The organism is Arthrobacter sp. TS-15 (genome assembly GCF_006964045.1).
Lineage (GTDB): Bacteria > Actinomycetota > Actinomycetes > Actinomycetales > Micrococcaceae > Arthrobacter.
Genome location: NZ_SDXQ01000004.1, coordinates 35,702 through 57,017, shown reverse-complemented (window position 1 = coordinate 57,017; position 21,316 = coordinate 35,702). Strand labels below are relative to the sequence as shown.

Below are 21,316 nucleotides of genomic sequence, written 5' to 3'. Positions count from 1 at the left end.
GGCTATGAGCGAAGTGAGCGAGGTCAATCCCGAGATCACCGTTGGGGTCACCACATCAGCAGATGCCATCCCGTTGCAGAGCGACCTGGACCGAAAGATCAATCAGCTCTTCCCCGGCGTTGTGGTCCGCAAGGACCTGGTGAAGGCGGTCAAGGGCAACGCCATCGTGCCCTCCTTCGTGCTGGAGTACCTGCTCGGCCAGTACGCGGCATCCGACGACGAAGCCACCATCCAAGCAGGCATCGATTCGGTGCGAAAAATTCTCGCCGACCATTACGTGAACCGAAACCAGTCAGAACTGGTGAAGTCCACGATCAAGGAGCGCGGACGCCATCGCATCATTGACAAAGTGACCGTCACGCTGAACGAGAAGGATGATGTCTACCAGGCAGAGTTCGCGAATCTTGGCATCAAGGGAGTGCTCGTCGAATCCGCGACGATCAAGGCTCACCCGAAGCTGCTTGTCGGTGGTGTTTGGTGCATCTGCGACATCGAGTACTTCCACAGTGATGACGCCCGCATGGTGCCGTGGATCCTGGGGTCAATCAAGCCCATCCAATTATCGAAGTTCGACTTCGAGGGTTATCTCGCGGCGCGGAGCGAGTTCACAACCGGCGAGTGGACTGATCTGCTCGTGCAGTCCATTGGGTTCAATCCCGAACTGTTCGGCCGCCGCGCCAAGCTCATCCAGCTCGTGCGGCTCATCCCTTTCGTCGAACGGAACTACAACCTCGTCGAACTCGGCCCCAAGGGCACCGGTAAGTCGCACATCTTCTCGGAGTTCTCACCCCACGGCATGCTCATCTCGGGTGGCGAAGTCACCGTCCCCAAGCTGTTCGTCAACAACTCCAACGGCCGCATCGGGCTGGTCGGCTACTGGGATGTCGTCGCGTTCGACGAGTTCGCGGGTAAGAAGAAGCGCACCGACAAGGCGCTCGTGGACATCATGAAGAACTTCATGGCGAACAAGTCGTTCTCCCGCGGCGTCGAGACACTCGGCGCGGAGGCGTCCATGGTGTTCGTCGGTAACACTTCGCACACCGTGCCTTACATGCTCAAACACTCCGACCTGTTCGACGAGCTTCCCGAAAGCTACCATGACTCGGCGTACCTTGACCGCCTGCACCACTACATCCCCGGGTGGGAGGTCGACACCATCCGCGGGGAAATGTTTTCTGATGGTTACGGGTTCGTCGTCGACTACATCGCCGAGGTGCTCAAGTCGATGCGTTCGGCGGACTACTCCGACCGCTACCAGCTGCACTTCACACTGTCATCGGACATTTCGACACGAGATCGCGATGGCATCCACAAGACCTTCTCCGGGCTGATGAAAATCCTTTACCCGCACGGGGAAGCCACGCCCGAAGAGATCGAAGAGATCCTGCAGTTCGCCATCGAGGGACGCAAGCGCGTCAAAGACCAGATCCTCCGCATCGACTCAACGATGGCGAATGTAAAGTTCGGCTACCTCGACAAAGCCGGTACATGGCACTCAGTCTCAACGCTTGAAGAGGATGAGTACCCGGAGTACTACCAGCGTGAGCGCCGCCAAAGCACTGACGCAGAGGACGGACCAGCCGATACAACTGGGCACGCTGCTACTTCTGCGGAAGACGGTCAACCAGATGTGCCCGAGCCTGTCACCGTAAAACCGCTGTTTGAGGGGCACCAGGAGTTCCAGGAGAACCAGCGTGGAGTCTCCTTCGAGACTCTCTTGGTCCCGTACCTGCGCGGAGCCACACAGATCACCGTAACTGACCCTTACATCCGGCAGTTCCACCAGGCCCGCAATCTCATGGAACTCATCGAGTGCATCGCTGCCATCAAGGATGCCGCGGACGAAGTGAATGTGCGGCTCGTTACTTCCGAGAACATCGAGGGACAAGACAAGCTCCGCAAGCAGTACGAACTACTACTGAAGGTCAAGCAAGGAGCCTCTGTCGCCGGCATCAACGTCGACATCGTCTTCGACGGAGCTATCCATGATCGGTCCATCCTCACTGACACCGGATGGAGGATCCTGCTCGGCCGCGGATTGGACATCTTTCAATACATCACGGGCGACACCTTCGAACTTGCCACTAGGCTTCAGGAATATCGCCAAGTCAAGGCGTTTGGCATTACTTACATCCGAGATGAAGCGTGAGAAGACCCCGTTACTAATATTCCCGGCAGAGCTACTCGGGCCTTGTAGCTAGTTTTTCTCGCTCAGGACTCTTGGACTGCGACGCGATGACGTCCCGGATGAAATGCACCGTCACGAACACGAACAACAAGACCCTTGCCCGGACTGGCTCGACTGGCCGGAACAGGCAAACCTGCTGCCGGCCTTCGACAGATGGGGCTATCTGGACCAGTACCAATCGATGCACTCCTCATCGCTCTTACGCCTGACAGAGTGGCCCAGGTCCTGCGGGGCGCGGACGCGGTCATCTACGCCGCCGGGGCGAGCAGCGCGCCGACGGAGGTCGCCCGGGTCGTTGACGGCGAGGGCGTCGCCTTCACTGCCCGTGCCGCGCAGCTCGCCGCGTGTCCAGGTTCCTACTGGTCTCGGCGTTCCCCAACGCTTGGTGCGATCAGGGCATGCCGGCCTCCTTTGAGGAGTACATGAAGATCAAGAGCGCGGCCGACGTCGCCCTCGCCGCGACCTGCCTCGGCTGGGTCATCGTGCGGCCGGGCACCCTCACGCCCGGCCCCGGCACCGGTCGGGCGGCCCTCGGCCCGGCGATCGTCTACGGGGACGTGTCCCGCGCCGTCGCCGCCGCCGTGCTGGCCGAACTGGTGCACCGGCCCGAGGTCACACGGCGGATCCTCGAGCTGACCGAATGCCCCATACGGATCACCGATGCGGTCGACGCCGCGACCCGTATCTACGAAGGATGACTCCCGATGACTGACATGATGCGCGCCCTGATCACCGGACGCGGACCCGAATATAGGCTCCTCCGAAACTCGACTCGAAGTGGAGCTCATGGAGATGCGCGGCGAGTTATACGATGTTCACTTGGGGGTGATCTGAGATGGCGATCGACGTCCTTTTGGATGGAGAGGCCGTCCCGATTGACGAGGCCGTTTTCAAGACGCTTCTCGACAATTCTGTGGCGGGAACCTATAAGGACTATGAGAATGCGCTAGACTCACGCCGAATCAAGTTCTCCGACCTCGTGCGGCTTGCGGACAAAGGCGACATCCCATACTCACTATTCTTCGCTCCGCTTGCGCTGGTGCAGGAGCAAGTGAAGAAGAAGACCGAGAAGTTACTCGCGGGACTTAGCAAAGACACATTCTCGATAGGATCCCGCGCCAAGGTGGAGCTGCGGGACGTCGAACTGATCGTTAAGGACCTGATCCGAAAACAGCAACTCGTCCGAAAGCACGATAACTCGCTCCAGCGGAACACGATTGTAGGCCTGCTCCGTGATGACCGGTCATCGGTCGAGGCCGACGCAGCACGGCTTATGGCGGCCATCGGCCTTTCTCACGAGGCGGTCCGTGCTTGCAGGAGCAAGGAGAAAGCACTCGATCTCATGATCGGCCGTCTCGAAGCCAACCAGGTCCTGGTGTCGCGAAGTGTCCAGCACTACATGCCGCAGCGCTTGACGCACGTCAGGTTCAGTGGCATGACGATCCGAGACAACAAGGTCCCGTTTATCTTTCTGGCGGGAGGCGACCACGGCGACGACCAGGAGCCGGCCGGTCGGACCATCTTTACCCTTGCGCTGCTGACGGTGCTGGTAGCCCGAAGGAAATTTGCTCCAATGACGTGGGACGGTGGCAGCGCCTACACGGATCCCGGGCGGGAGTACGACATCGCCGGTGCAATGCTGATGCCTCGCGAGCGGTTTAAGGCGGTTGGACCCACGTCGCTCGACGACATGAGGATCGCATCGGACGAATTCAAGGTCACTACGAGCGCCGTAGCTGTGCGCGCGATGAGACTGGGAATGATCAATGCCGAGACCACGGGCAACTACCTTGCACAGTTGCGGGAGGAGTTTCAGAGGCTCCCTAAGGGCGGTCCTCGAAGTCAGATTCTCCCTGAGAACGCAGTTCGCAAGTACAACGGAAGAGAACTCAGCCGGCGGATGCTGCATGCGCTTGATAGTCAAAGCATCTCGCCAGGAGAGTTCTGCCGTGCAGTTTGTTTGAACTACCTCAAGCCATCTCAGATCGAGGACCTCAGGCGGTCTCTCGGATGAGCGACTTCGGGCGGCGGTACGTAGTCGACACGAACGCTCTCAGTCAGCTTGGGAGGCTGCGACGAGCGAGCGAGTATTTTCTGGAGAGTGCCGTCATACCAGAGGCTGTACTGCGCGAGGCCAATGGTTTTCCAGACCTCCAATCTCTGCGCGACAACGTCCATCCTACGACGCCAAGGGTGCTTCAACTGCTGGTCGATGTAATGGCCACAGTGCCGGACACTGACACGCGACTGGTCAACCTCTACGCCAACCTGGGCAACGCCGACCCGCTGGTCATCGCATGCGCTTTGGAGGGCCGAGAGCACGACAGCCAGTACCTCATGGCACCGGAGTGGTTCGTCGTCTCCGGCGACGAGGCAGTCCGCAACAAGGCAGAGGAGTTCGGACTGAAGGTGCTCAGCAACTCTCAGTTCGCAGCGCTCATCGACGGGGCTGGGGCCGAACAGGAAGGATCTGGCAGCGGTGGCTGACAGATTGCAATCAGCTGCGGGATGGATAAGGCGATGAGTCGTCCTGGCGGTGTGAGGAGACTGGTGGGGCTTGTCCGCCCCAACCCACTGCGGACCTCCGGATCTGGCTGAATAGAAAGCGTCATTGCCGACGACGAGTCAAACTAGCATCATGACAGATTCCTCCGCCAGCGGCTCAATGTTCGCTCGTCTTCTCGAACAACAGTTGACGGCTCTTGAACGGCTCTATGAAGCGTCCGAATCATTGGAAGAAGCACTCGAGAACATTACCCGGCAACGTGATGAAGCAATCGAGGAACTTCTGGGCATAGTTGCGCATCTGGATGCGTTCGATGTCATAGCGAACCTGTACTTGGTGTCGCTGCCTACCGACAATGACTCCTACGTCGAAAGTCAGCATGAGTCCTTGCCGAGCCTGACGGGGCTCGCAGCATTGCTGTTTGCCGAGCGCGGGCCGCGAGTTGTGGGTAATGTGACGCAGACTGCGGGCCAGGAGCTGGAAGATTTACATGGAAAGCTAAGAGCTCTTTTGGATCTTGAAGCCATACGCTTGCACGTTGAATTGCAGCAAGCCGATGAAGTGTTCGCCAACGAGCAGGACACGTCCGCGGATGTTATCCCGCCGCGTATCGAATCACGAATGCGTCTGTCGATCGTGTCCGCCGAGCTCTACATGCGCAACCGTCAGTACATCGACAAGGAACGGACACTGCTGGGGGAGCTGTTCTCGCCGCCTGCAATCGACACGGCCGTCCGCGAAATCCTTGGCTACGGGGTCGCGGATGTACTTGAGCTCTTCGATTCAACAGCAGACTGGCTCCAGAGGAAGCTAGTTGATTCAGGCGAAGAGGCCCGAACTTTCCTGGAAGAGCAACTGGCGGTGAGCGAGGAAGTCCGAGCGACCATTGAAGCAAGCGGGATGGAGGATGCGGAAGCTCTCGACCATCTCGTCCAGGTTGCGGTGTTCCAGCAGATAGCGGGCTTTGGGTCTTTCTCAGCTGCAGAGCTGGCTGACGAGAGCACCACGGACGCTGCCCTTTTGGTGAAGATGCTGTCTGATTTCTCCATCGACCTCGAGGTTCAGTCCGAAAACGTGGTGTCCGATTACCTCGCAGGTGACAACCTCGTAAAGAGGAAGCCTTTTGCCAGCCGCCTTGTAGACGGCGAACTGCGCTGGATTCTGATTCAGCCCACATCCCTGCTCTATGCGATTCGTCCGGCGCTGGAGAATGCACTCAAGCGCAGCCGATCAGTCACTGAATACAGTGACCATCGTGGTGGACTCCTTGAATCGAAGGGCCTCGCGGAACTGGTCAGAGTGCTCAAACCGGATGTCGCCTACCAATCGGTTTACTACCAAGACCGTGATGAAACGCAGGAATTTGAGGGCGATGGACTGCTGTTCATCGATTGCTTCGCAATCATCGTTGAGATGAAAAGCAAACCCCTTTCCCCCGCGGCACTCAGGGGGAACCCCGGCCGGATGTTTCTGGACCTAAAGAAGATAGTCCTGGACGCAGACGAGCAGGCAAGCCGACTGCGCGCGCTCCTAAACGACGGGCAGGTATTTAGTCTCAGCCGGGCCACGCTCCTGAACTCTGAGGGGCAGCAGGATTCGCAAGTGCAGGACGTCCATATCCCTGTCGTTCCGGGGAGGGAAGTCCTCACGATCACCCTCTCTCTCGACAACCTAAACGCAGTCTCGACCGTCGTCGAGGAACTGACCCGGAGCGGACTGTTGAGTGGGCAGGATGACCCGCCCTGGATCGTAAACCAGCACGATCTGGAAATCATCACCGAGGTGCTCGGGCGCCCATCTGAGTTCATTCACTACCTTCTACGTCGCCGCAAAATGAACATGTCCGGCTCATTCCGCGCTTCGGAGGAGCTCGACTATTTCATGAGGTACCTCACCACGGGCCTCTATACCGAACCTGGACAGCCCGGGATCGCTATGCTGCCTAGCCAGACGGACAGGCTTGACGCCTGGTACGAGTACTCTCGTGGAGATAGGGCAATTGCAGCTGAGAAGCCCCAACAGCCAATCCCGGCGGGCCTGGCGGGCCTGCTTGACTCGCTCAACGAACACCGCCCCTACGGTTGGCTTTCAACCAGCATTGACCTTCTCGACCTCGACGGACCACTCCGGCAAGAAATTGGGGATCTACTCCTCACATTGCGTCGGGAGAGCCGTATGGACGGAAAGATGCACACAAGGTTTGTCGGCTTCGGCATCGCGGGACCGGGTCAACGTCGGGGCATACTGTTCCTCAGCTTCGCTCGGGGAATCACCCGGGAGGCTGCCATCCGGGAGGCCAGCTTGCGCCTGCGACTGCGGAAACATGCCCTCCGTCTCGACTACCTGGCGGCGATCGGCGTTTGGGACTCCACTGAGACCTTTAACGTCTTTGTGTTCAACGACGAACCATGGCAGCCGAATCCCGGCCTCGATGAGCTCGCGAGACGCGCAGGATACGAGATAGCCGAACCGGCTCCTTAGGACCTTCCGGTCGAGCACGTCCTGGACGGGGTCCGCTGGAGGCACTGGTGAAGCTACGCGGAGAGGGCCTGATTGCCGGGCTGAACAGGTCCATCGCAGCAGTCTTCTGGGTTCGGAGGTCCCGGACGCGTTGAGAAAGCATTGATACTCTGGTTAGGGGAAAAGGGGGGGAACACGGAAATGGGTCTTAGAAGTCTTTTTCAGCGAAAAGCCGCAACCGCAGCACGCACGAGTCCAGTTGGGGCGGCAGCTCCTGTCCCGGACGCGCCCACGTCACCGGAGCTCCAGGAGGAACTGCGGGTAGCGTGGGCAGAACTCACTGAGGCTGCCAAGGCCTCGAAAGTGACAAACTTTCACGCCTGTACGCGCACAGGCCGGCATTGGGCCGAAGACCCGGTGGCGGTCAGAGCAGTAGCAGCTGCACTCCGCGAATTCCCGGATTCCGACAGCCAGCAGACGACGTAGCGGCATGTCACTCGTGGTCTTTACAGCTCACTGGAGCGCAGCGGATCCGACAAGTTCCGCCGTCGTAAGTTACCTGCAGACTCTGTCCGTGTCGGTGATCCACGCCGCGTCCTTATGAGGCAGATGAGGCTCCGGTACGCCGGAGGATGCAGGGTGTGCGGTGCCTCTCTTCCGGCCGGAACAGAAGCCATCCATGAGAGCGAGACGAAGACCGTCCGCTGCTTGGAGTGTGCCACCGACGCTACGGAAACCATGTCCCCCGACCTGGAGCCAACTGGTGATGAGTCGTCGGCCAATGAGCCAGGAGTAGCCGGGTCGTCAGCCCGATGCGAATACGAGCGCCGCAAGGCGAAGGACGAAGAAAAGCTCCACGAGAAATGGGGGCGGCTCGGAGGCCTCGCAGTCGCCCTCGCTGATGAACGGCAGCACACCAAGTCGTGGGAACGGGGCGCGGTCGGTGAGGAACGCCTCGGCGCTCGGCTGGATGCCCTGGCCGCCGATGGCCTGGCCGTCCTTCACGACCGACGCATTCCCGGCTCGAAAGCCAACATCGACCACATCGCCATCACTCGCGCTGGAATCTGGGTCATCGACGCCAAAATGTACAAGGGGCGGCCTGAGCTGAAGATCGAGGGTGCAATCCTTCGCCCCCGCGTGGAGAAGCTCCTCGTCGGCCGACGTGACTGCACGAAACTGGTCGATGGGGTGCTCAAACAGGTCGACGTCGTGCGAGACCTCGTCGGGGATGTTCCGGTCACCGGGGCGCTGTGCTTTGTTGAAGCCGACTGGCCCTTGATCGGAGGCGCATTCTCGACCCATGGCGTTCATGTACTCTGGCCGAAACGGCTGGCGAAAGTGCTTGTAGAAGAGCCAGCCGGCGACGTTGATGTAGCGAGCGTGCGTCAAAAGTTAGCTTCGCGGTTGAAAGTTGCGTGATACGGCAGGCCCCAATTGCATCGGGCGTGAGATGTCCATGCCGTCGAGGATGACTTTTACGTCCGCAGAAATACTAAGCTTCAGCTTCCTCGCCGGATACACCATTCTCAGCAGCGGAAACCGGCTGCGGAAGGGGCTCTTCCGCAGGCGCCTTTTCTTTGCGCTGAGTTTCGTCCGGTTGGAAGATGTATTGCTAATCCGCCATGCCTTCAGGCCGGGCGACCCAAGCGCGTTGCGTGGGCCCGAAGACCTGAATGAGGAACTGGTCCTCGCTTACACCCGGGAGCAGGGTCTCTCACCCCGACAATTCCCGCCGGATCCTCCCCGTTACTGGGTGATCCTCGTCGCCGACGGCAAACGCCGCTCCCGCCTGTGGGGCAGTTTCGAGAATCACGGCGAGGTAATGGCAGAGCGCACTGGAGTGAACCGCTTCTTCGACCTGCGCATGTCAGGTTTCCTGGCAGCGCTGACTGGCCGGCTCGTGATCGAGTGGGACAGCCGCGAAACTGGCACCGACGCGCCACCAGCGCCGCGAATCTGCCAGTGCTGGAAATCGCCGACCGGGACAAGGTTCTCTTCCCGGGATTCGACGGCGTGATGCTCAATTACCACGAGCTCCGCGAGATGGTGGAAGATCCCCGATACGCCGACTGGCGCGCTGCCTTGAAGGAGGTCCAGGGAATCTACCTCATCACGGACGCTACAAACGGCAAACAGTATGTCGGCAAAGCTGATGGTTCCGAGCGCATTCTCGGACGGTGGATGAGCTACGCTCGCGATGGTCACGGCGGAAACGTCGCTCTCCGCGAACTTGCCTACGACAGCGCAGCCGGAGAAACAATCAAGCGGGATCACGCCCGGCACTTTGTCTTCAGCCTCCTGCGTGTTTTTGGACCGAGCACTCCCTCTTCAGAAGTCGACTCAGCCGAGTCCCACTACAAGGACGCGTTGATGACGCGACGATTCGGTCTTAACCGGAACTGATTTCCGGGGAAATTTTGTGCAAAAGTAGCTGAACAATCGACTTGGGGGACGCCACCATGCCAGCAGTACCCGATAACCTGCAGAGAAGATTCGAAAAGTGGAACGCGGTCGGCCGGCCGCCACAGGCTCCATTTGAGTGGAACAAGAAGAATTGGCAAAAGTACCTCGGCGGCAGCGTTTTGGATGCGCTGCCCAACCCCATCGACCGAAACGGCGTCCTGGGAACCTTCAAGCTCATCTGCGACCCGGCCACGGCACTCGAGGCATACTTAGCCAGCTATGTCTGGGGCTATGCGAGGACAGGCTTCGGCCCTTACCGCGCCGAGCGGGTCATCCGGCTGAACACGGACCCCGGGAACGGGAAGGACTTCGCGACGGGCCTGTACACGATGGCAGGTATTGCGATGAGCAAAGGAGGAAACGCAGCTTTCGAGCACATCGTCGATCAACGCCGTGGCGATCGTGACTTCTTCAAGCACTGGGGGCCGGCTTTCGCAACGAAGTTCATCAGCTTCGCCACCAACGCCTCCAGCCGGGTAGCAACCACGCCGATCCTGGACAGCATCGTCGCGAGATGGTTCCGGAATCACTGCACCGATATAGGCCCACTTTGGCTGACCTGGCACAGCGCCGACAGCTACCGCAGATACACAGCCTGCGTCGCCGAGTGGGCCCGGGAACTGAGTATCGAACCCGAACGGGTCGAGCAGCTCATTTTCGGGGAAGACTGATTGCGGCAGAGCATGTGAACTCGCGCACTACCGGATCCTTGCTGAAACAGTCTTCACCCACCAAAGTGCTCACTGGCTCTCGAGCGCATCCGGCGCGCCCATTCTCGCCAATGTTTGCAGACGGATACCGATCTCTTGGATCTCCCGGCTCGCCGAAGCCGCGTGTACCGCATTCACAATGTCCTCCCGCTTGAACTGTGCGCCATGGTAATCGCGCAGCCAGTCCTTGAAATTGAGGCGTTCCCTAATTCGAATCGGTCGGCTGTACTCTTCGTATTCTGTGTCCAGCTAAGCCTACGTCTTGGATGCATTCATGAAATAGCCCTCAGGCAGGTACATGACGATGTCCCGGGCCCTGAGGCCGTGCACTGCGATCCGCGCGATCTTGGCTGTATTGAGCGCGGCATGCCCTAGTTCTTCGAGCCACTTCAACTCACCTCCCCCAGGAACGTTCCTCAGTTTGCTGAGGGCCCGACGTGCAGCTTTGATGTTCCCTGCATTGGCGTGGCCTTGGGCTTCGTCCCAGATAGGTCGTACTTTCTCTATGAGGAGTCCATCAAGGACCAGCAGGAACATTGCCTCGGTGCTGGTGAAGAGGAACTTTGCCTCGGCTACTGACCTGAGGTCTTTCGCGCCCCGAATCGCGAGGATCTGTGCGGACGCCTTACTCGGGTCGTCGGCGAGCAGATGGCCTAGAGCGATTTCGTCATGTTCTCCTTCGACCAGGACGAACACCCGGGTGAGCTGCAGAACATCCCCTGGCGTGAGTCCAAGATGCTCAGAAACCATGGAGAGCGGCCCTTGGGCCGTTGAATCGATGACCGTCACGGACGTCGGGAGCCTGGTGCACGGGTTGTTCTCAGGATCTCGGAGTTCGTTCGCAGATCAAGGAAAGCTGGAGCGTGGGACGCAGTTATCACAGTTAGGTGCGGGTCCTTCATGCACAGCCGACTCAGCGCAGGAGGCAAGTCCTTCTCTCTCAGCCTGTGAAGGCCCCGCTCGGGCTCGTCGATCAGGAGCGCCCGTGGTCTGTTGTCATCGCTTGCTCCGGCCAAGGCCCACTGAACAGCCGCGACGCCCCACCTCTGTTCAGCAGTCGAGAGGTCTGTCAGATCAAAAGTCCTATCCCCATTGGAAGCGTGGACGGTGGTCACCTTCCATTCCGGTGTCTCCCCGACAAACCATGCCTTCGACGTCTTTAGATCCATCGAAAGGCGGTAATGAGAGTACCCATGAGGGAGAAGAAATCGTTGGCCCGTGCTTCGATCGCCTGCACGGCCTTCTTAAACGCGGGATCGAACTCCGTCAATTCGTCGACCACGTTTATGAAACTTTTCGTGCCGGAGGCCATGTCGATCAGTTGTCTGCCGGTAGCCTCACGGATCCAGTCTGCTGACACCCTATCTGTGAGTATGTCCACTGGGCTTATCGTCAGACTGCCCAACCAGAGTTGAGGTACCGGCAAGTTCCTGGGCCAGAAGTTCCGGTGTTCCTCTCCGCCCACCGGCGCGACCATGGGCACGTTTTCCAGCATCGGGCTGTCCGGCAGAAAAGGCGAGACCGGCGGCATGACGAATTCATCAAGGTCACTATCCGGGTGGCCATGCCCATATTGCTTGTAACGCCTCGCCAAATCCATCATCGACGTGTGCCAGCTCGCGAACTCATCAACTCGAGACCACTCCTCATCGTCCAGCAATTCGCTGTAGAAGGCGCTCCACCGCGGGCTATCCGCGGTGCCTGCTGCCAACAGCGAAACGACCATGCTGTCGCCAAGCGTTGGCAACTCAACCTCGGCCCGATCAGAGATGGCTGTAAGCACGCCGTCCCACAACTTTTGGCGGGTACGTCCGTAAACCTCCGTGGGATCAATATTGAGGCCTTGCCGGAGCGAATGCTCGAATCGGCTTACCCGTTCCGGATCACTGTTGAGGGTCAGACCCGTCAGACGGACGTGCACATAGGTGTGTGCGTTTGCCCGCCGCCGTCCCTAGAGCGCATCCAATACACCCTCCAAGACCGACGACTTTCCCGCTCCGTTAGGGCCGAAAAGAGTGAAGAGACCCGCGTCAATTGAAAGATGGATCTGCTTCAACGGGGGCGGACCGAACAGACTGACCCCAATAATCTCGTACCCATCTGAGCCGATGGCCATGATCCTCCCAATCCAAGCGAACAGAACTGCAAATCTATCTACGCCAGTCGCCAAATGACTAGGACGATCGCCCAAGTGCCAGCCTTCGAACACGGCACTACCGCGTAGGACATTAGCGATGCTTCAGCTGTTCCGACGCAGTTCGGCGAACCAACTTCAGCGTCAGCATCCGGTTCAGGGTTCACCGTCGACCTGTACTGAAGCTGCCGTGCTCTGCAATTGTGCACGAAGGTCCCGGAGGCGACGCCCGTCCGCGACGGCCCAGAAATACCAGCCGTTCGTGGCCTTCTTGCGCAGGTGGTGACCAGCCGTTGACGGTGCGGTGAAACGCTTGCTACCAAGCTCGATCGATCCGTCTGCCGTGACCAATGCTTCGACGCCCTTGAAATCGCGGTGCGTGGCGATGAGCTTGTCGCCCGGGGCAAGGAGGCCGGCAGCAATCAGGTGCTTTAGCTGGACCCAATCTTCCGCTTTGGCCTGGGGGTCGACTACCTGACCTTTGTGTCCGTTGGGGACAGGCCACACCCTGAGAAGCGTTTCGACCAAGACCTCTGTCCGGTGGTCAATGAGCGATTCACGCCACGCCTCTCCCGTGGTGTCCGCGACCACGCGCCCGGTCAGACTGATCGTGTTGTGCTTGAGCATCGCATCGCGTTTAGCCGACCACGGGCCATTGGAGACCTTCGAATTCAGCGGACCGGTCAGGAGCGTCAGGTTGCCGAGGCGGTGCACATGAGCTTGACGGTCCTGCTGTTCCTCGGGCGTCTCAAGCGGCCAGTTCTCCTGCCACATCTGAGGAAGGATGTGTTCAATCGGAAGCCCGGCCCGCACCACCTGGCCCTGCTTGGTTTCGGCGCGGTAGTGATTCTCGATCGCCTCAAGGAACATGCGCAGGCGAGGGCGCGGGTAGCGGCGGTAGACGGGCTCATCCTTGAGCGCCGCCCTGATCTCGTCATCCCCAGGCCAATACGTGCTGGAGACATTGAGACGGGCGAGGTACCCCGTAACACGGACGACCAGTTCACTGGAATCGACATCGGAGTTGGCATGGATGAGTTCAGCTACGATGCGGCCGAGATCGGAGCCCGTGAGACGAAGCAGCTGTCGCCTGATCACCCAGCTCTCTGCAGCTCCGATCACGGCATCGATCACTTGCTGCGGAAGATCCCTTCCGGGTTCGTACAACCAGAGCATGAGCGGCTTGAGAAGTTCTATGCCGGCGGCATTCATGCGATGGAACGCCATCTCGACAGCGCTAAGATTACCGTCGGGCCTGAGGGACGCTTCAGTCCACGCTTCGTAAAGGGCGGCTTGCTGCTTGATTAGGGCGAGTAGGTCGACCATCTTTTGGTTCGATTCGAGCTCTACGTACGACTTGAACCTTGTGAATGTCGATTGCGGGCTGATCTCCTCACCTGTGCGTGAGATCAACCACTGGTTGAAGAAGAGCGAACTTCGGCTCACGAGGTGGCGACCGACGCTGACCTCCTTCGTCCAGAACCTAGCCTCGAAGGGCCAGTCTTCTCGGTAGGCCTTTCTGGTGTCCGAGCCCTCAGCGTCAAGGCGTTGGAACACGAAGTTCCGGATCAGGTCAGCCGCCGTCAGGGGCGTCCCACGGGCGTTGAGCGTCTCGAAGATCTCCTGAGAGTTCTCCGAGGCCTGAAGCTCGATGGTCACGAGCTGCAAGTCCTCGAGCAGGACGCCAGCGAGCTCTTTGGCTCTCGTCGCGAACTCGTCTGTGCCAGGGTTCCCAAGCCACTGGGTGACAGCCGTCGTGAAGTACCGGTGCGCATGGACGATCCGGGAGTCGTGGTGCCTGAGGTCGGAATGGTCGACCGGAGGCTCGGCTGTCATGACCTCGAGGAAGGCGTCGTGATCGTTGTTGAGGTGCCGAACCTTGAGCGGGCTTTCATCGTCCTCAATGAAGCTCTCGGAATTGTGCGTCAGGCCTTCGAGCTGACTGGCATACTTCGAGAGTCCAGCTTGGGCGAAGATAGCGCAAGCCGCGTCGGCGAGCAGCTGCAGTGTCGTCAGGCGCTGCTGACCATCGATTACATTCCAGGTAGTGAGCCGCGCGCTCTCGGGTCCGTGCCCCTGCAGCACGACGGCTCCCAGGAAGTGCTTTGCCGCAAGGTTAGGTTCACGGAGCCGCAGTTCCGCAATCCGGCGAATGTCCTTCCAGAGGGGCTCCCACTGCTCATCCTCCTTCCACACGTAGGACCGCTGGAACAGCGGAATCACGAAATGCTGTGGCAGGTTGAACAGCTGAAGGGGCGTTCGCTTGAAGGTCTCCACGAAGGTAATCCTGCCGTACGCGTCCGAAGGGCACGGTCAGTCAAGCAACATCAGAACCAACGTGTCGGGCTGTGGCGGCTCTCAGACCCGTAAAGGACCTGCCAAGGGTCAAACGCCAGGCATTTGTGTTCGGTAATTTCCGTTCTCTAACGACGACGGCGGCCCAGATGGGGGAGACCGCCAGAAACAGTGGGCCCTCTACGTCCAATGTGAAGTTCGTCTGGGACCGGCTCCTGGCCTGAGTCGACCTCGGTGTCTTCCTCGTCTTCTTCGTCCCAGTCTTCATCGTCCAGGTCATTTTCCGTGTCTGCGGCATCCCCCCGGGTCAACTCGCGCAGACGATCTGACGCTCTATGAACTGCCGCTTGTTCGGCGCTGATATGTTCTTCAATCTCCCGCCTGTGGGCTGGGTCCTTCTTTGCCATGGCACGAAGGGCATCCTCCCGGCGAAACAATGCTCTGTAGGTGGAGGTGGTCGGTGACTCGAAGATCCCTTGGCCAGGTGCGTCCTTGTGGTGTGCCGAAGAGCTGAAACGCTCCATCCACTGGGTGAGTTCTTGCCGCTGGACACCAGTGAGGTTTCTGGAGGCCATCGCGCGGACCGCATACTCGGCCAATGTCTTGGCCACGTCCTGTTGGGTCACACCAGGTACCTGCAAGTCCAGGCACGCCATAAGGTATCGGAGTTCAGCCGCTTCTTCTGTAAATCCGCTCAAAGTCGCGTTCCTTCCCGATGGTGCGGGTATGAGGGCTGACTGGATCATTCTATGCCCGTGCAGATTCCGTAGATAGGTGAGTCCAGCCGACATGGACTTCCGCTACTGGGCCTTTGGGGAGGCGACGTTGAGGATCTGCATCAATGCATGTGAATGAACCTACTATCGTGGAAGCTCAGGGACAGCTTGGCGTACTTTTTTCACAAAGTCGCTGCGTTTGTTGCCTAGCGGGAATGGAATCGCTTCGTCATGTAGCAGTGGAAGAAGTGCAGCTTTAAGTGGGCCAGCGAGGAGCTCGAAAGTGGGGGTGTGACATATCAAAATCCCGTCAGGATTAAGTTCCTTGACACGCCGGACGCAGTCATCAACGCTCGCCATGAGCGCAGCCCGGCGCGCTGCGGGCGAAATGGCGTTGACCGGTTGCGATGCGAGATCGATCAGGTACACGCCGTCATTGCGAAGGCGCGTAAGCCAAGGCTCTTTCAGATCACCTTTGGTCAGCTTGCCGCTGTCGTAGAAGGCTACGACGACAGACCGGAAGAGATTATCCGCTTGGCTCAATGGCTCTGCGTAAAAGAAGCGCCGATTGTTTGGATCGCCGCCGTCATCGGGTGCTGACTCACCGATGAGCAGCAGCCGTACGTGAGTCGGTTTCCACTGTTCTCGGAGCGATTGGTACCACTCTTCCTCGGCCATTTCCCACCCTTATCTGACTTCGCACATCGACTCCGTGGGAACACATCGTACGTTGTCAAATTGTCTCTCCGTCAACAACGAAGGCCCCGAGATCCTTGATTTCTCAAGGATCTCGGGGCCTTCTGCGTGGCGGTGACGGTGGGATTTGAACCCACGTTGGCTTTTACACCAAACAACATTTCGAGTGTTGCACCTTCGGCCGCTCGGACACGTCACCAACTGAAATAGGGTACCGGAGTTCAGCCCGGTTCCCCAAAACGAGGCCTCGTGCACCCACAAGAAGGAACAAGGAAAACACGGCCAACTTCCGTCCGCAGCGCCCCAACGATAGATTCATAAGCACCATGACGATTTCGCAAGAACACGCGCAGGAACACGAAGCCCACGCCTACTGGGTCACCGAGACGGGCGATGGCGAGTTACGCCCGGAGGCCTTGCCGCCGAGGCAGGACGACGAAGCCCTCGTCAGGACCCTGTACTCAGGCGTCAGCCGCGGCACCGAAAGGGTAGTTCATGAGGGCCGCGTCCCGGAGCGAGTGGCTGATCTGATGCAGGCACCGCATCAGGAGGGCGACTTCCCGGGCCCGGTGAAGTACGGCTACCTGAACGTCGGCGTCGTGGAAGAAGGCCCGGATGAGTGGCTAGGGAAAACGGTCTTCAGCCTTCACCCTCATCAGGACTTCTACGTCATTCCTACGGGCCAGCTCACGGCGATCCCCGAAGAAGTCCCGGCGAAACGCGCCGTACTCACAGGCATTGTTGAGGTGGCCATCAACGCCCTCTGGGAAGCCGGGCCGAGGCTGGGAGACCGTGTCGCCGTCGTCGGTGGTGGCCTGGTGGGTGGCGTCCTGGCGACGCTGCTGCGGAAGTATCCGTTGGGCCGCCTGCAGTTGGTGGATGCGGATCCGGAGAAGCGGAAGCTGGCAGAAACCATCAACGTCGACTTCGCCGAACCAGAGAATGCAAAAAGCGACAACGACATCGTTTTCCACTGCTCCGCCTCCAACGAGGGCCTCAAGCTGAGCCTGCAATTGGCCGGCGATGATTCGGACGTGATCGAACTTTCGTGGTTTGCGGACAAGGAAGTCACCCTGCCGCTCGGCGAGGATTTCCACGCCCGTCGGCTGAATATCCGCTCCAGCCAGGTGGGCGCCGTGGCCCTGCCCAGGAGGCACCGGCGAAGCAACGCACAACGCCTCGAGCAAGCTGCAATCGAGCTGACGGATCCGCTCTTCGACACTTTCCTGACCAGTGAATGCTTGTTCCGGAACCTGCCCACCACACTGACACAACTGTTCGAACGGCCCGGCGGTTTCTGCCACGTGGTCGCCTACCCCCACCCGGAGGATAAATAGATGTTCAGCTTGACCGTCCGACGCCACTTCATGATCGCCCACAGCCTTCCCCGCGAAGCCTTCGGCCCGGCCCAGGGCCTGCACGGCGCCACGTTCGTCGCCGAGGTCACCTTCCGCCGGCCGAACGTTAACGACGACGCAATCGTCCTGGACATCGGTGCCGCCGGCGGCATCCTCGAGGAAGTGCTGGAGGACCTGAACTACAAGAACCTGGACGAGCACCCCGCTTTCAAGGGCAAACTTTCCACCACCGAAGCGCTCGCGAAGCACATCGCCGATGCCATGGCCGCCCGGATCCAGGACACTGTGGACGGTCCGGCCCTCACCGGCATCGACGTTGTCCTCCGCGAAAACCCTGACGCTTGGGCGGGCTATTCGCTGGAGCTCCCGGTCAAGTAAACCCGGTCAATTAAGTGCGCATCCGCTTCCTGGTCCCGGGGAACATCCGGCACGGCTCCGGTGGCAACAAGTACAACGCCAAGCTCGCCGAGCACCTGTCCGCCTTGGGCGTCGACGTTGAAACAGTAACGGTCGACGGCGACTGGCCGGTTGGCAGCCTCGCGGACCGGCAACGTTTTGCTGAGATGCTCGACGGCGGCACAACAGTGATTGCCGATGGACTGGTAGCGAGTGGGGCTCCGGAGGCGATCGCTGGTGCCGTAGGTAAAGGGACCCCTGTGTGGATCCTGTCCCACATGGCGTTGGCGGACCACCCCGAGCGTGAGGCCAAGGCGTTGGCTGCCGCCACGGGAATCATCTGCCCCAGCGCCCATGCCGCAGCGGAACTGCGAACCAAGCATGGGCAACAGGACATCGTCATCGCTACGCCCGGGGCCGACAAAGCAGACCCCGCCAAGGGATCGCAGCCACCGCATATCGTCGCTGTCGGAGCATTGCTGCCCAATAAGAGCCAGACACTCTTGGTGGAGGCGCTGAGCCAGATACGTGACGAACCGTGGACAGCAGCCCTCATCGGCTCCAACGACGCTGACCCAAGGTACGCAGCCGAGGTGAGGGACGCCGTCGAGCATCACGCGCTCCAAAACCGCATCAGCGTCACCGGTGAGTTGACCGGTGAGGCTCTTGAAGATCAGTGGCGCAGGGCTGACCTCAGTGTCCTTATTTCACGCTCCGAAAGCTATGGAATGGCGGTGTCGGAGTCGTTGGCTCATGGCATCCCCGTGCTTGTGCGGCAGGGGACGGGAGCCGTGGAAGCACTGGGTGATACAAGGGCGGGCACTGCCTTGGAGCTCCAGGAAACCGGGAACCTCACTAACACCCTCAGGAGCTGGCTCACGGACCCCGCACTCCAAGAGCGATGGCGCAACAGCGCACTCCGAGCCCGGGACCACCTCCAAGGCTGGGACACCACCGCAGCCACCGTCCTTGATGCCCTCCAACGCTGAAGCGCTCCAAAGCCCTACGAACTAGGGCAACCGGTGCTTAGCGAAGAAGTCCTTGAGCAGGCCCGCGCATTCCTCCTCGCGAACACCCGCGTACACCTCTACCCAGTGGTTGAGGCGGCGCTCGCGAAGGATATCGAAAACAGACCCTACGGCTCCGGCTTTCTCGTCCCACGCCCCGAACACCACGCGCGGAATCCGGGCCAGGACAATGGCCCCGGCACACATTGCGCAGGGCTCAAGGGTGACCACCAGGGTGCAGTCTTGAAGCCGCCAACCGTCACCCGAGCCGCCCGAGGCCAAAGCGCGCTGACGCAACGAAGCAGCAGCCTGACGAATGGCCACAACCTCCGCGTGGGCGGTCGGGTCCCCGTGCGCTTCCCGTTCGTTGCGTCCGGAACCCAGCACGCCGCCGTCGGGCCCCAACACCACGGCGCCAATGGGGACGTCGTCAGTTTTCAACGCCAACCGGGCCTCGTCCAGGGCAAGGCCCATCCAGGCCAGGTGATCTGCTTGATACGGCTCGGTGGCGCTCATGTCTCAATGATAGTTTTGGGGGATGCGCACACTCGTCGTGGACCACCCGCTGGTCGCTCACAAGCTCACCGTTCTGCGGGATAAGAACACTCCTTCACCGGTCTTCCGGCAGCTCACTGAAGAACTCGTCACCCTCCTGGCCTATGAGGCCACCCGCGAGGTCAAGACTCAGCCAGTGGAGATTGAAACCCCCGTCACCACCACCATTGGCACGGCTTTCACCAAGCCCACGCCGCTGGTGGTCCCCATCCTGCGCGCAGGCCTCGGCATGCTTGAGGGCATGACCAAGCTGGTCCCCACCGCTGAAGTGGGCTTCCTGGGCATGGCCCGGGACGAGGAAACGCTGGACATCATCACGTACGCCGAGCGCCTCCCCGAGGACCTCACCGGCCGCCAGATCTTTGTCCTGGACCCCATGCTCGCAACTGGTGGCACCTTGCGTGAGGCCATCAAGTTCCTCTTCAAGCGCGGCGCCTCGGACGTCACCTGCATCTGCCTGCTGGCTGCTCCGGAAGGACTGGCAAAGCTGGAAGAAGAGCTCGCAGACGCCAACGTGAAGGTAGTTCTGGCTTCCATTGACGAGAAGCTCAACGAGAAGTCGTACATTGTGCCCGGCCTGGGCGACGCCGGCGACCGCCTCTACGGCGTGGCGGGCTAAGGGAGCCCCCTACCGGTTTTCGTCGGGCTTGGTTAGCCTGTGGCGCATGGACTGGAAACTTGAACTGGTATTTGTCCCTGTCTCCGACGTCGACCGCGCGAAGGATTTCTACGTTAACAAGGTTGGTTTCAATGCCGACTTCGATGAGCGTCCCACTGATGGCATCCGCTTCGTTCAGCTGACGCCTCCGGGTTCTGCGTGCTCCATCGCTATCGGTGAGGGCCTCACCGACGCCCCCCCAGGCTCGGCGCCCAATCTGCAAGTGGTAGTGGCTGACATCAATAAGGCGCATGATCACCTCAAGGCCAACGGTGTGGATGTTAGCGACGTCGACGTCCAGGATTGGGGCCACTTTGTCTACTTCGCGGACCCTGACGGCAACCAGTGGGCGGTGCAGTACCTGCCTCAGAGGCCCAACGGCTAAGTCACACTTCGCCGGGTGGCAGACAGCGTGCGGCAGGATGGAACCATGAGCCATCCTGCCGAACCCGCTCTCCCCGCTGAGACGCCTACGTTGACCGCCCGCGCCATCCTCTTCGACATGGACGGCACACTGGTTGATTCAACAGCGATCGTGGAGCAGGTGTGGTCCGAGTTCGCCGACCGCTACCGCTTGGATTTCGACGAGATCCTCCGCACCTCCCACGGCGTCCAAGCCGGCGACACCGTGCGCCGGTACGCGCCCGCCGGTGCTGACTTTGAAGCTTTGACCGCTGAGCTTGGCGAGATGGAACGGTCCCGGACGGATGGCGTGATCGCCCTCCCGGGCGCGGCAGCCGTGCTGGCCGCGCTGCCCGATGAAGCGATCGCGCTTGTCACCTCCGCCGACAGCATCCTTGCCGGGATCCGCATGGAGGCGGCCGGGCTCGCCATGCCGTCCACCGCGGTCACCGCCGAGTCAGTCACCCGCGGTAAGCCGCACCCGGAGGGGTACCTTAAGGCGGCGGCGCTCCTGGGAGCCGACCCGGCCGACGTCGTGGTTTTCGAAGACGCGCCTGCCGGTATTGCTGCCGCCCGTGCCGCGGGAATGCGGACCGTTGTGGTGGGCAAGGCCGCTTCCAGGCACAATGCGGACCTGGAACCGGGCATGTGGCAGATCCCGGACTACACCGCAGTGACGGTCACCGCAGTAAAGGACGACGACGGCGGGCACCTCCTGACGCTAACGCTCTAAGGTTTTCTGCCCGGTCTGTTCGGCGCAGTGAACCGG

The 21,316-nt window shown here is 60.2% G+C and carries 22 protein-coding genes and 1 tRNA gene; 15 read left to right on the top strand and 8 right to left on the bottom strand.

What is annotated here, in order from left to right; translation table 11 throughout:
* Positions 1–4 precede the first annotated feature (4 nt).
* The 9 genes from brxL to EU811_RS00825 all read left to right on the top strand — a co-directional run bounded on the left by brxL (position 5) and on the right by EU811_RS00825 (position 10,291).
* Positions 5–2,149, top strand: a complete 2,145-nt coding sequence (brxL, locus tag EU811_RS00865) for a BREX system Lon protease-like protein BrxL (protein ID WP_142936641.1) — start codon at positions 5–7, stop codon at positions 2,147–2,149.
* 383 nt (positions 2,150–2,532) lie between these two features.
* Positions 2,533–2,886 carry an NAD(P)H-binding protein gene (locus EU811_RS00860; protein ID WP_142936640.1) on the top strand — a complete coding sequence of 118 codons (354 nt, stop codon included), beginning with the start codon at positions 2,533–2,535 and terminating at the stop codon, positions 2,884–2,886.
* 137 nt (positions 2,887–3,023) lie between these two features.
* On the top strand, positions 3,024–4,202 hold the full coding sequence (locus EU811_RS00855; RefSeq protein ID WP_142936639.1) for an ImmA/IrrE family metallo-endopeptidase: 1,179 nt from the start codon (positions 3,024–3,026) through the stop codon (positions 4,200–4,202).
* Positions 4,199–4,675: a PIN domain-containing protein gene (locus tag EU811_RS00850; RefSeq protein WP_142936638.1), complete on the top strand. Its 477-nt coding sequence runs from the start codon at positions 4,199–4,201 to the stop codon at positions 4,673–4,675. The genes EU811_RS00855 and EU811_RS00850 overlap by 4 nt, the downstream gene beginning before the upstream one ends.
* 124 nt (positions 4,676–4,799) lie before the next feature.
* Entirely contained in the window at positions 4,800–7,175 is a 2,376-nt protein-coding gene (locus EU811_RS00845) for a hypothetical protein (protein WP_142936637.1), read from the top strand.
* Positions 7,176–7,754: 579 nt separating this feature from the next.
* Positions 7,755–8,576: a nuclease-related domain-containing protein gene (locus EU811_RS00835; RefSeq protein ID WP_342211709.1), complete on the top strand. Its 822-nt coding sequence runs from the start codon at positions 7,755–7,757 to the stop codon at positions 8,574–8,576.
* Between the two features lie 49 nt (positions 8,577–8,625).
* The gene (locus EU811_RS23900) at positions 8,626–9,174 is read left to right on the top strand and encodes a hypothetical protein (protein ID WP_202979297.1); all 549 of its coding nucleotides are present in this window, start codon (positions 8,626–8,628) and stop codon (positions 9,172–9,174) included.
* Positions 9,120–9,560, top strand: a complete 441-nt coding sequence (locus tag EU811_RS23895; RefSeq protein ID WP_202979296.1) for a GIY-YIG nuclease family protein — start codon at positions 9,120–9,122, stop codon at positions 9,558–9,560. Before EU811_RS23900 ends, EU811_RS23895 begins: the two co-directional genes overlap by 55 nt.
* Before the next feature lie 56 nt (positions 9,561–9,616).
* Positions 9,617–10,291, top strand: coding sequence for an 8-oxoguanine DNA glycosylase OGG fold protein (locus EU811_RS00825; RefSeq protein ID WP_142936634.1), 675 nt, complete (start codon positions 9,617–9,619; stop codon positions 10,289–10,291).
* Between the two features lie 294 nt (positions 10,292–10,585).
* Here EU811_RS00825 and EU811_RS00820 read toward each other — a convergent pair whose 3' ends face one another.
* The 7 genes from EU811_RS00820 to EU811_RS00795 form a co-directional block, all read right to left on the bottom strand.
* Positions 10,586–11,119, bottom strand: coding sequence for a hypothetical protein (locus tag EU811_RS00820; protein ID WP_142936633.1), 534 nt, complete (start codon positions 11,117–11,119; stop codon positions 10,586–10,588).
* The gene (locus EU811_RS24690) at positions 11,116–11,499 is read right to left on the bottom strand and encodes an AAA family ATPase (RefSeq protein WP_446698029.1); all 384 of its coding nucleotides are present in this window, start codon (positions 11,497–11,499) and stop codon (positions 11,116–11,118) included. The genes EU811_RS00820 and EU811_RS24690 overlap by 4 nt, the downstream gene beginning before the upstream one ends.
* The gene (locus EU811_RS00815; RefSeq protein WP_142936632.1) at positions 11,490–12,251 is read right to left on the bottom strand and encodes a hypothetical protein; all 762 of its coding nucleotides are present in this window, start codon (positions 12,249–12,251) and stop codon (positions 11,490–11,492) included. The genes EU811_RS24690 and EU811_RS00815 overlap by 10 nt, the downstream gene beginning before the upstream one ends.
* 369 nt (positions 12,252–12,620) lie before the next feature.
* Positions 12,621–14,741 (bottom strand): GmrSD restriction endonuclease domain-containing protein, encoded by a 2,121-nt coding sequence (locus EU811_RS00810; RefSeq protein WP_142936631.1) that lies wholly within the window; start codon positions 14,739–14,741, stop codon positions 12,621–12,623.
* Between the two features lie 146 nt (positions 14,742–14,887).
* On the bottom strand, positions 14,888–15,457 hold the full coding sequence (locus EU811_RS00805) for a hypothetical protein (protein WP_142936630.1): 570 nt from the start codon (positions 15,455–15,457) through the stop codon (positions 14,888–14,890).
* A gap of 162 nt (positions 15,458–15,619) precedes the next feature.
* Positions 15,620–16,153, bottom strand: coding sequence for a hypothetical protein (locus tag EU811_RS00800; RefSeq protein WP_142936629.1), 534 nt, complete (start codon positions 16,151–16,153; stop codon positions 15,620–15,622).
* Positions 16,154–16,280: 127 nt separating this feature from the next.
* Positions 16,281–16,370, bottom strand: a tRNA-Ser gene (locus tag EU811_RS00795).
* Positions 16,371–16,497: 127 nt separating this feature from the next.
* Between EU811_RS00795 and EU811_RS00790 the strand changes: the two genes are divergently transcribed.
* The 3 genes from EU811_RS00790 to EU811_RS00780 all read left to right on the top strand — a co-directional run bounded on the left by EU811_RS00790 (position 16,498) and on the right by EU811_RS00780 (position 18,914).
* Positions 16,498–17,508, top strand: coding sequence for a zinc-dependent alcohol dehydrogenase (locus EU811_RS00790; protein ID WP_142936628.1), 1,011 nt, complete (start codon positions 16,498–16,500; stop codon positions 17,506–17,508).
* Complete coding sequence (locus EU811_RS00785) at positions 17,509–17,907, top strand: 6-pyruvoyl trahydropterin synthase family protein (RefSeq protein ID WP_142936627.1); 399 nt, start codon at positions 17,509–17,511, stop codon at positions 17,905–17,907.
* 185 nt (positions 17,908–18,092) lie between these two features.
* Complete coding sequence (locus tag EU811_RS00780; protein WP_142936658.1) at positions 18,093–18,914, top strand: glycosyltransferase family 4 protein; 822 nt, start codon at positions 18,093–18,095, stop codon at positions 18,912–18,914.
* Between the two features lie 21 nt (positions 18,915–18,935).
* Here EU811_RS00780 and EU811_RS00775 read toward each other — a convergent pair whose 3' ends face one another.
* Positions 18,936–19,448 carry a nucleoside deaminase gene (locus tag EU811_RS00775; protein WP_142936626.1) on the bottom strand — a complete coding sequence of 171 codons (513 nt, stop codon included), beginning with the start codon at positions 19,446–19,448 and terminating at the stop codon, positions 18,936–18,938.
* Positions 19,449–19,470: 22 nt separating this feature from the next.
* On the opposite strand from EU811_RS00775, the gene upp reads away from it, so the two are divergent.
* The 3 genes from upp to EU811_RS00760 are packed head-to-tail and all read left to right on the top strand — an operon-like array spanning position 19,471 to position 21,280.
* A complete protein-coding gene (gene upp / locus EU811_RS00770) occupies positions 19,471–20,106 on the top strand; it encodes a uracil phosphoribosyltransferase (RefSeq protein ID WP_142936625.1) in 636 nt (211 codons plus the stop codon).
* Positions 20,107–20,152: 46 nt separating this feature from the next.
* The gene (locus EU811_RS00765) at positions 20,153–20,530 is read left to right on the top strand and encodes a glyoxalase superfamily protein (RefSeq protein ID WP_142936624.1); all 378 of its coding nucleotides are present in this window, start codon (positions 20,153–20,155) and stop codon (positions 20,528–20,530) included.
* A gap of 45 nt (positions 20,531–20,575) precedes the next feature.
* Positions 20,576–21,280 (top strand): HAD-IA family hydrolase, encoded by a 705-nt coding sequence (locus EU811_RS00760; RefSeq protein WP_142936623.1) that lies wholly within the window; start codon positions 20,576–20,578, stop codon positions 21,278–21,280.
* Positions 21,281–21,316 lie beyond the last annotated feature (36 nt).

Bases quoted from the DNA above. Each gene is read 5' to 3' on its own strand.
- EU811_RS00780 (WP_142936658.1), top strand. From the start codon at position 18,093: ATGCTCGACGGCGGCACAACAGTGATTGCCGATGGACTGGTAGCGAGT.
- EU811_RS00800 (WP_142936629.1), bottom strand. From the start codon at position 16,153: ATGGCCGAGGAAGAGTGGTACCAATCGCTCCGAGAACAGTGGAAACCG.
- EU811_RS23900 (WP_202979297.1), top strand. From the start codon at position 8,626: ATGACTTTTACGTCCGCAGAAATACTAAGCTTCAGCTTCCTCGCCGGA.
- brxL (WP_142936641.1), top strand. From the start codon at position 5: ATGAGCGAAGTGAGCGAGGTCAATCCCGAGATCACCGTTGGGGTCACC.
- EU811_RS24690 (WP_446698029.1), bottom strand. From the start codon at position 11,499: ATGGATCTAAAGACGTCGAAGGCATGGTTTGTCGGGGAGACACCGGAA.
- EU811_RS00765 (WP_142936624.1), top strand. From the start codon at position 20,153: ATGGACTGGAAACTTGAACTGGTATTTGTCCCTGTCTCCGACGTCGAC.
- EU811_RS00835 (WP_342211709.1), top strand. From the start codon at position 7,755: ATGAGGCAGATGAGGCTCCGGTACGCCGGAGGATGCAGGGTGTGCGGT.
- EU811_RS00825 (WP_142936634.1), top strand. From the start codon at position 9,617: ATGCCAGCAGTACCCGATAACCTGCAGAGAAGATTCGAAAAGTGGAAC.
- EU811_RS00855 (WP_142936639.1), top strand. From the start codon at position 3,024: ATGGCGATCGACGTCCTTTTGGATGGAGAGGCCGTCCCGATTGACGAG.
- upp (WP_142936625.1), top strand. From the start codon at position 19,471: ATGCGCACACTCGTCGTGGACCACCCGCTGGTCGCTCACAAGCTCACC.
- EU811_RS00850 (WP_142936638.1), top strand. From the start codon at position 4,199: ATGAGCGACTTCGGGCGGCGGTACGTAGTCGACACGAACGCTCTCAGT.
- EU811_RS00790 (WP_142936628.1), top strand. From the start codon at position 16,498: ATGACGATTTCGCAAGAACACGCGCAGGAACACGAAGCCCACGCCTAC.
- EU811_RS00775 (WP_142936626.1), bottom strand. From the start codon at position 19,448: ATGAGCGCCACCGAGCCGTATCAAGCAGATCACCTGGCCTGGATGGGC.
- EU811_RS00785 (WP_142936627.1), top strand. From the start codon at position 17,509: ATGTTCAGCTTGACCGTCCGACGCCACTTCATGATCGCCCACAGCCTT.
- EU811_RS00760 (WP_142936623.1), top strand. From the start codon at position 20,576: ATGAGCCATCCTGCCGAACCCGCTCTCCCCGCTGAGACGCCTACGTTG.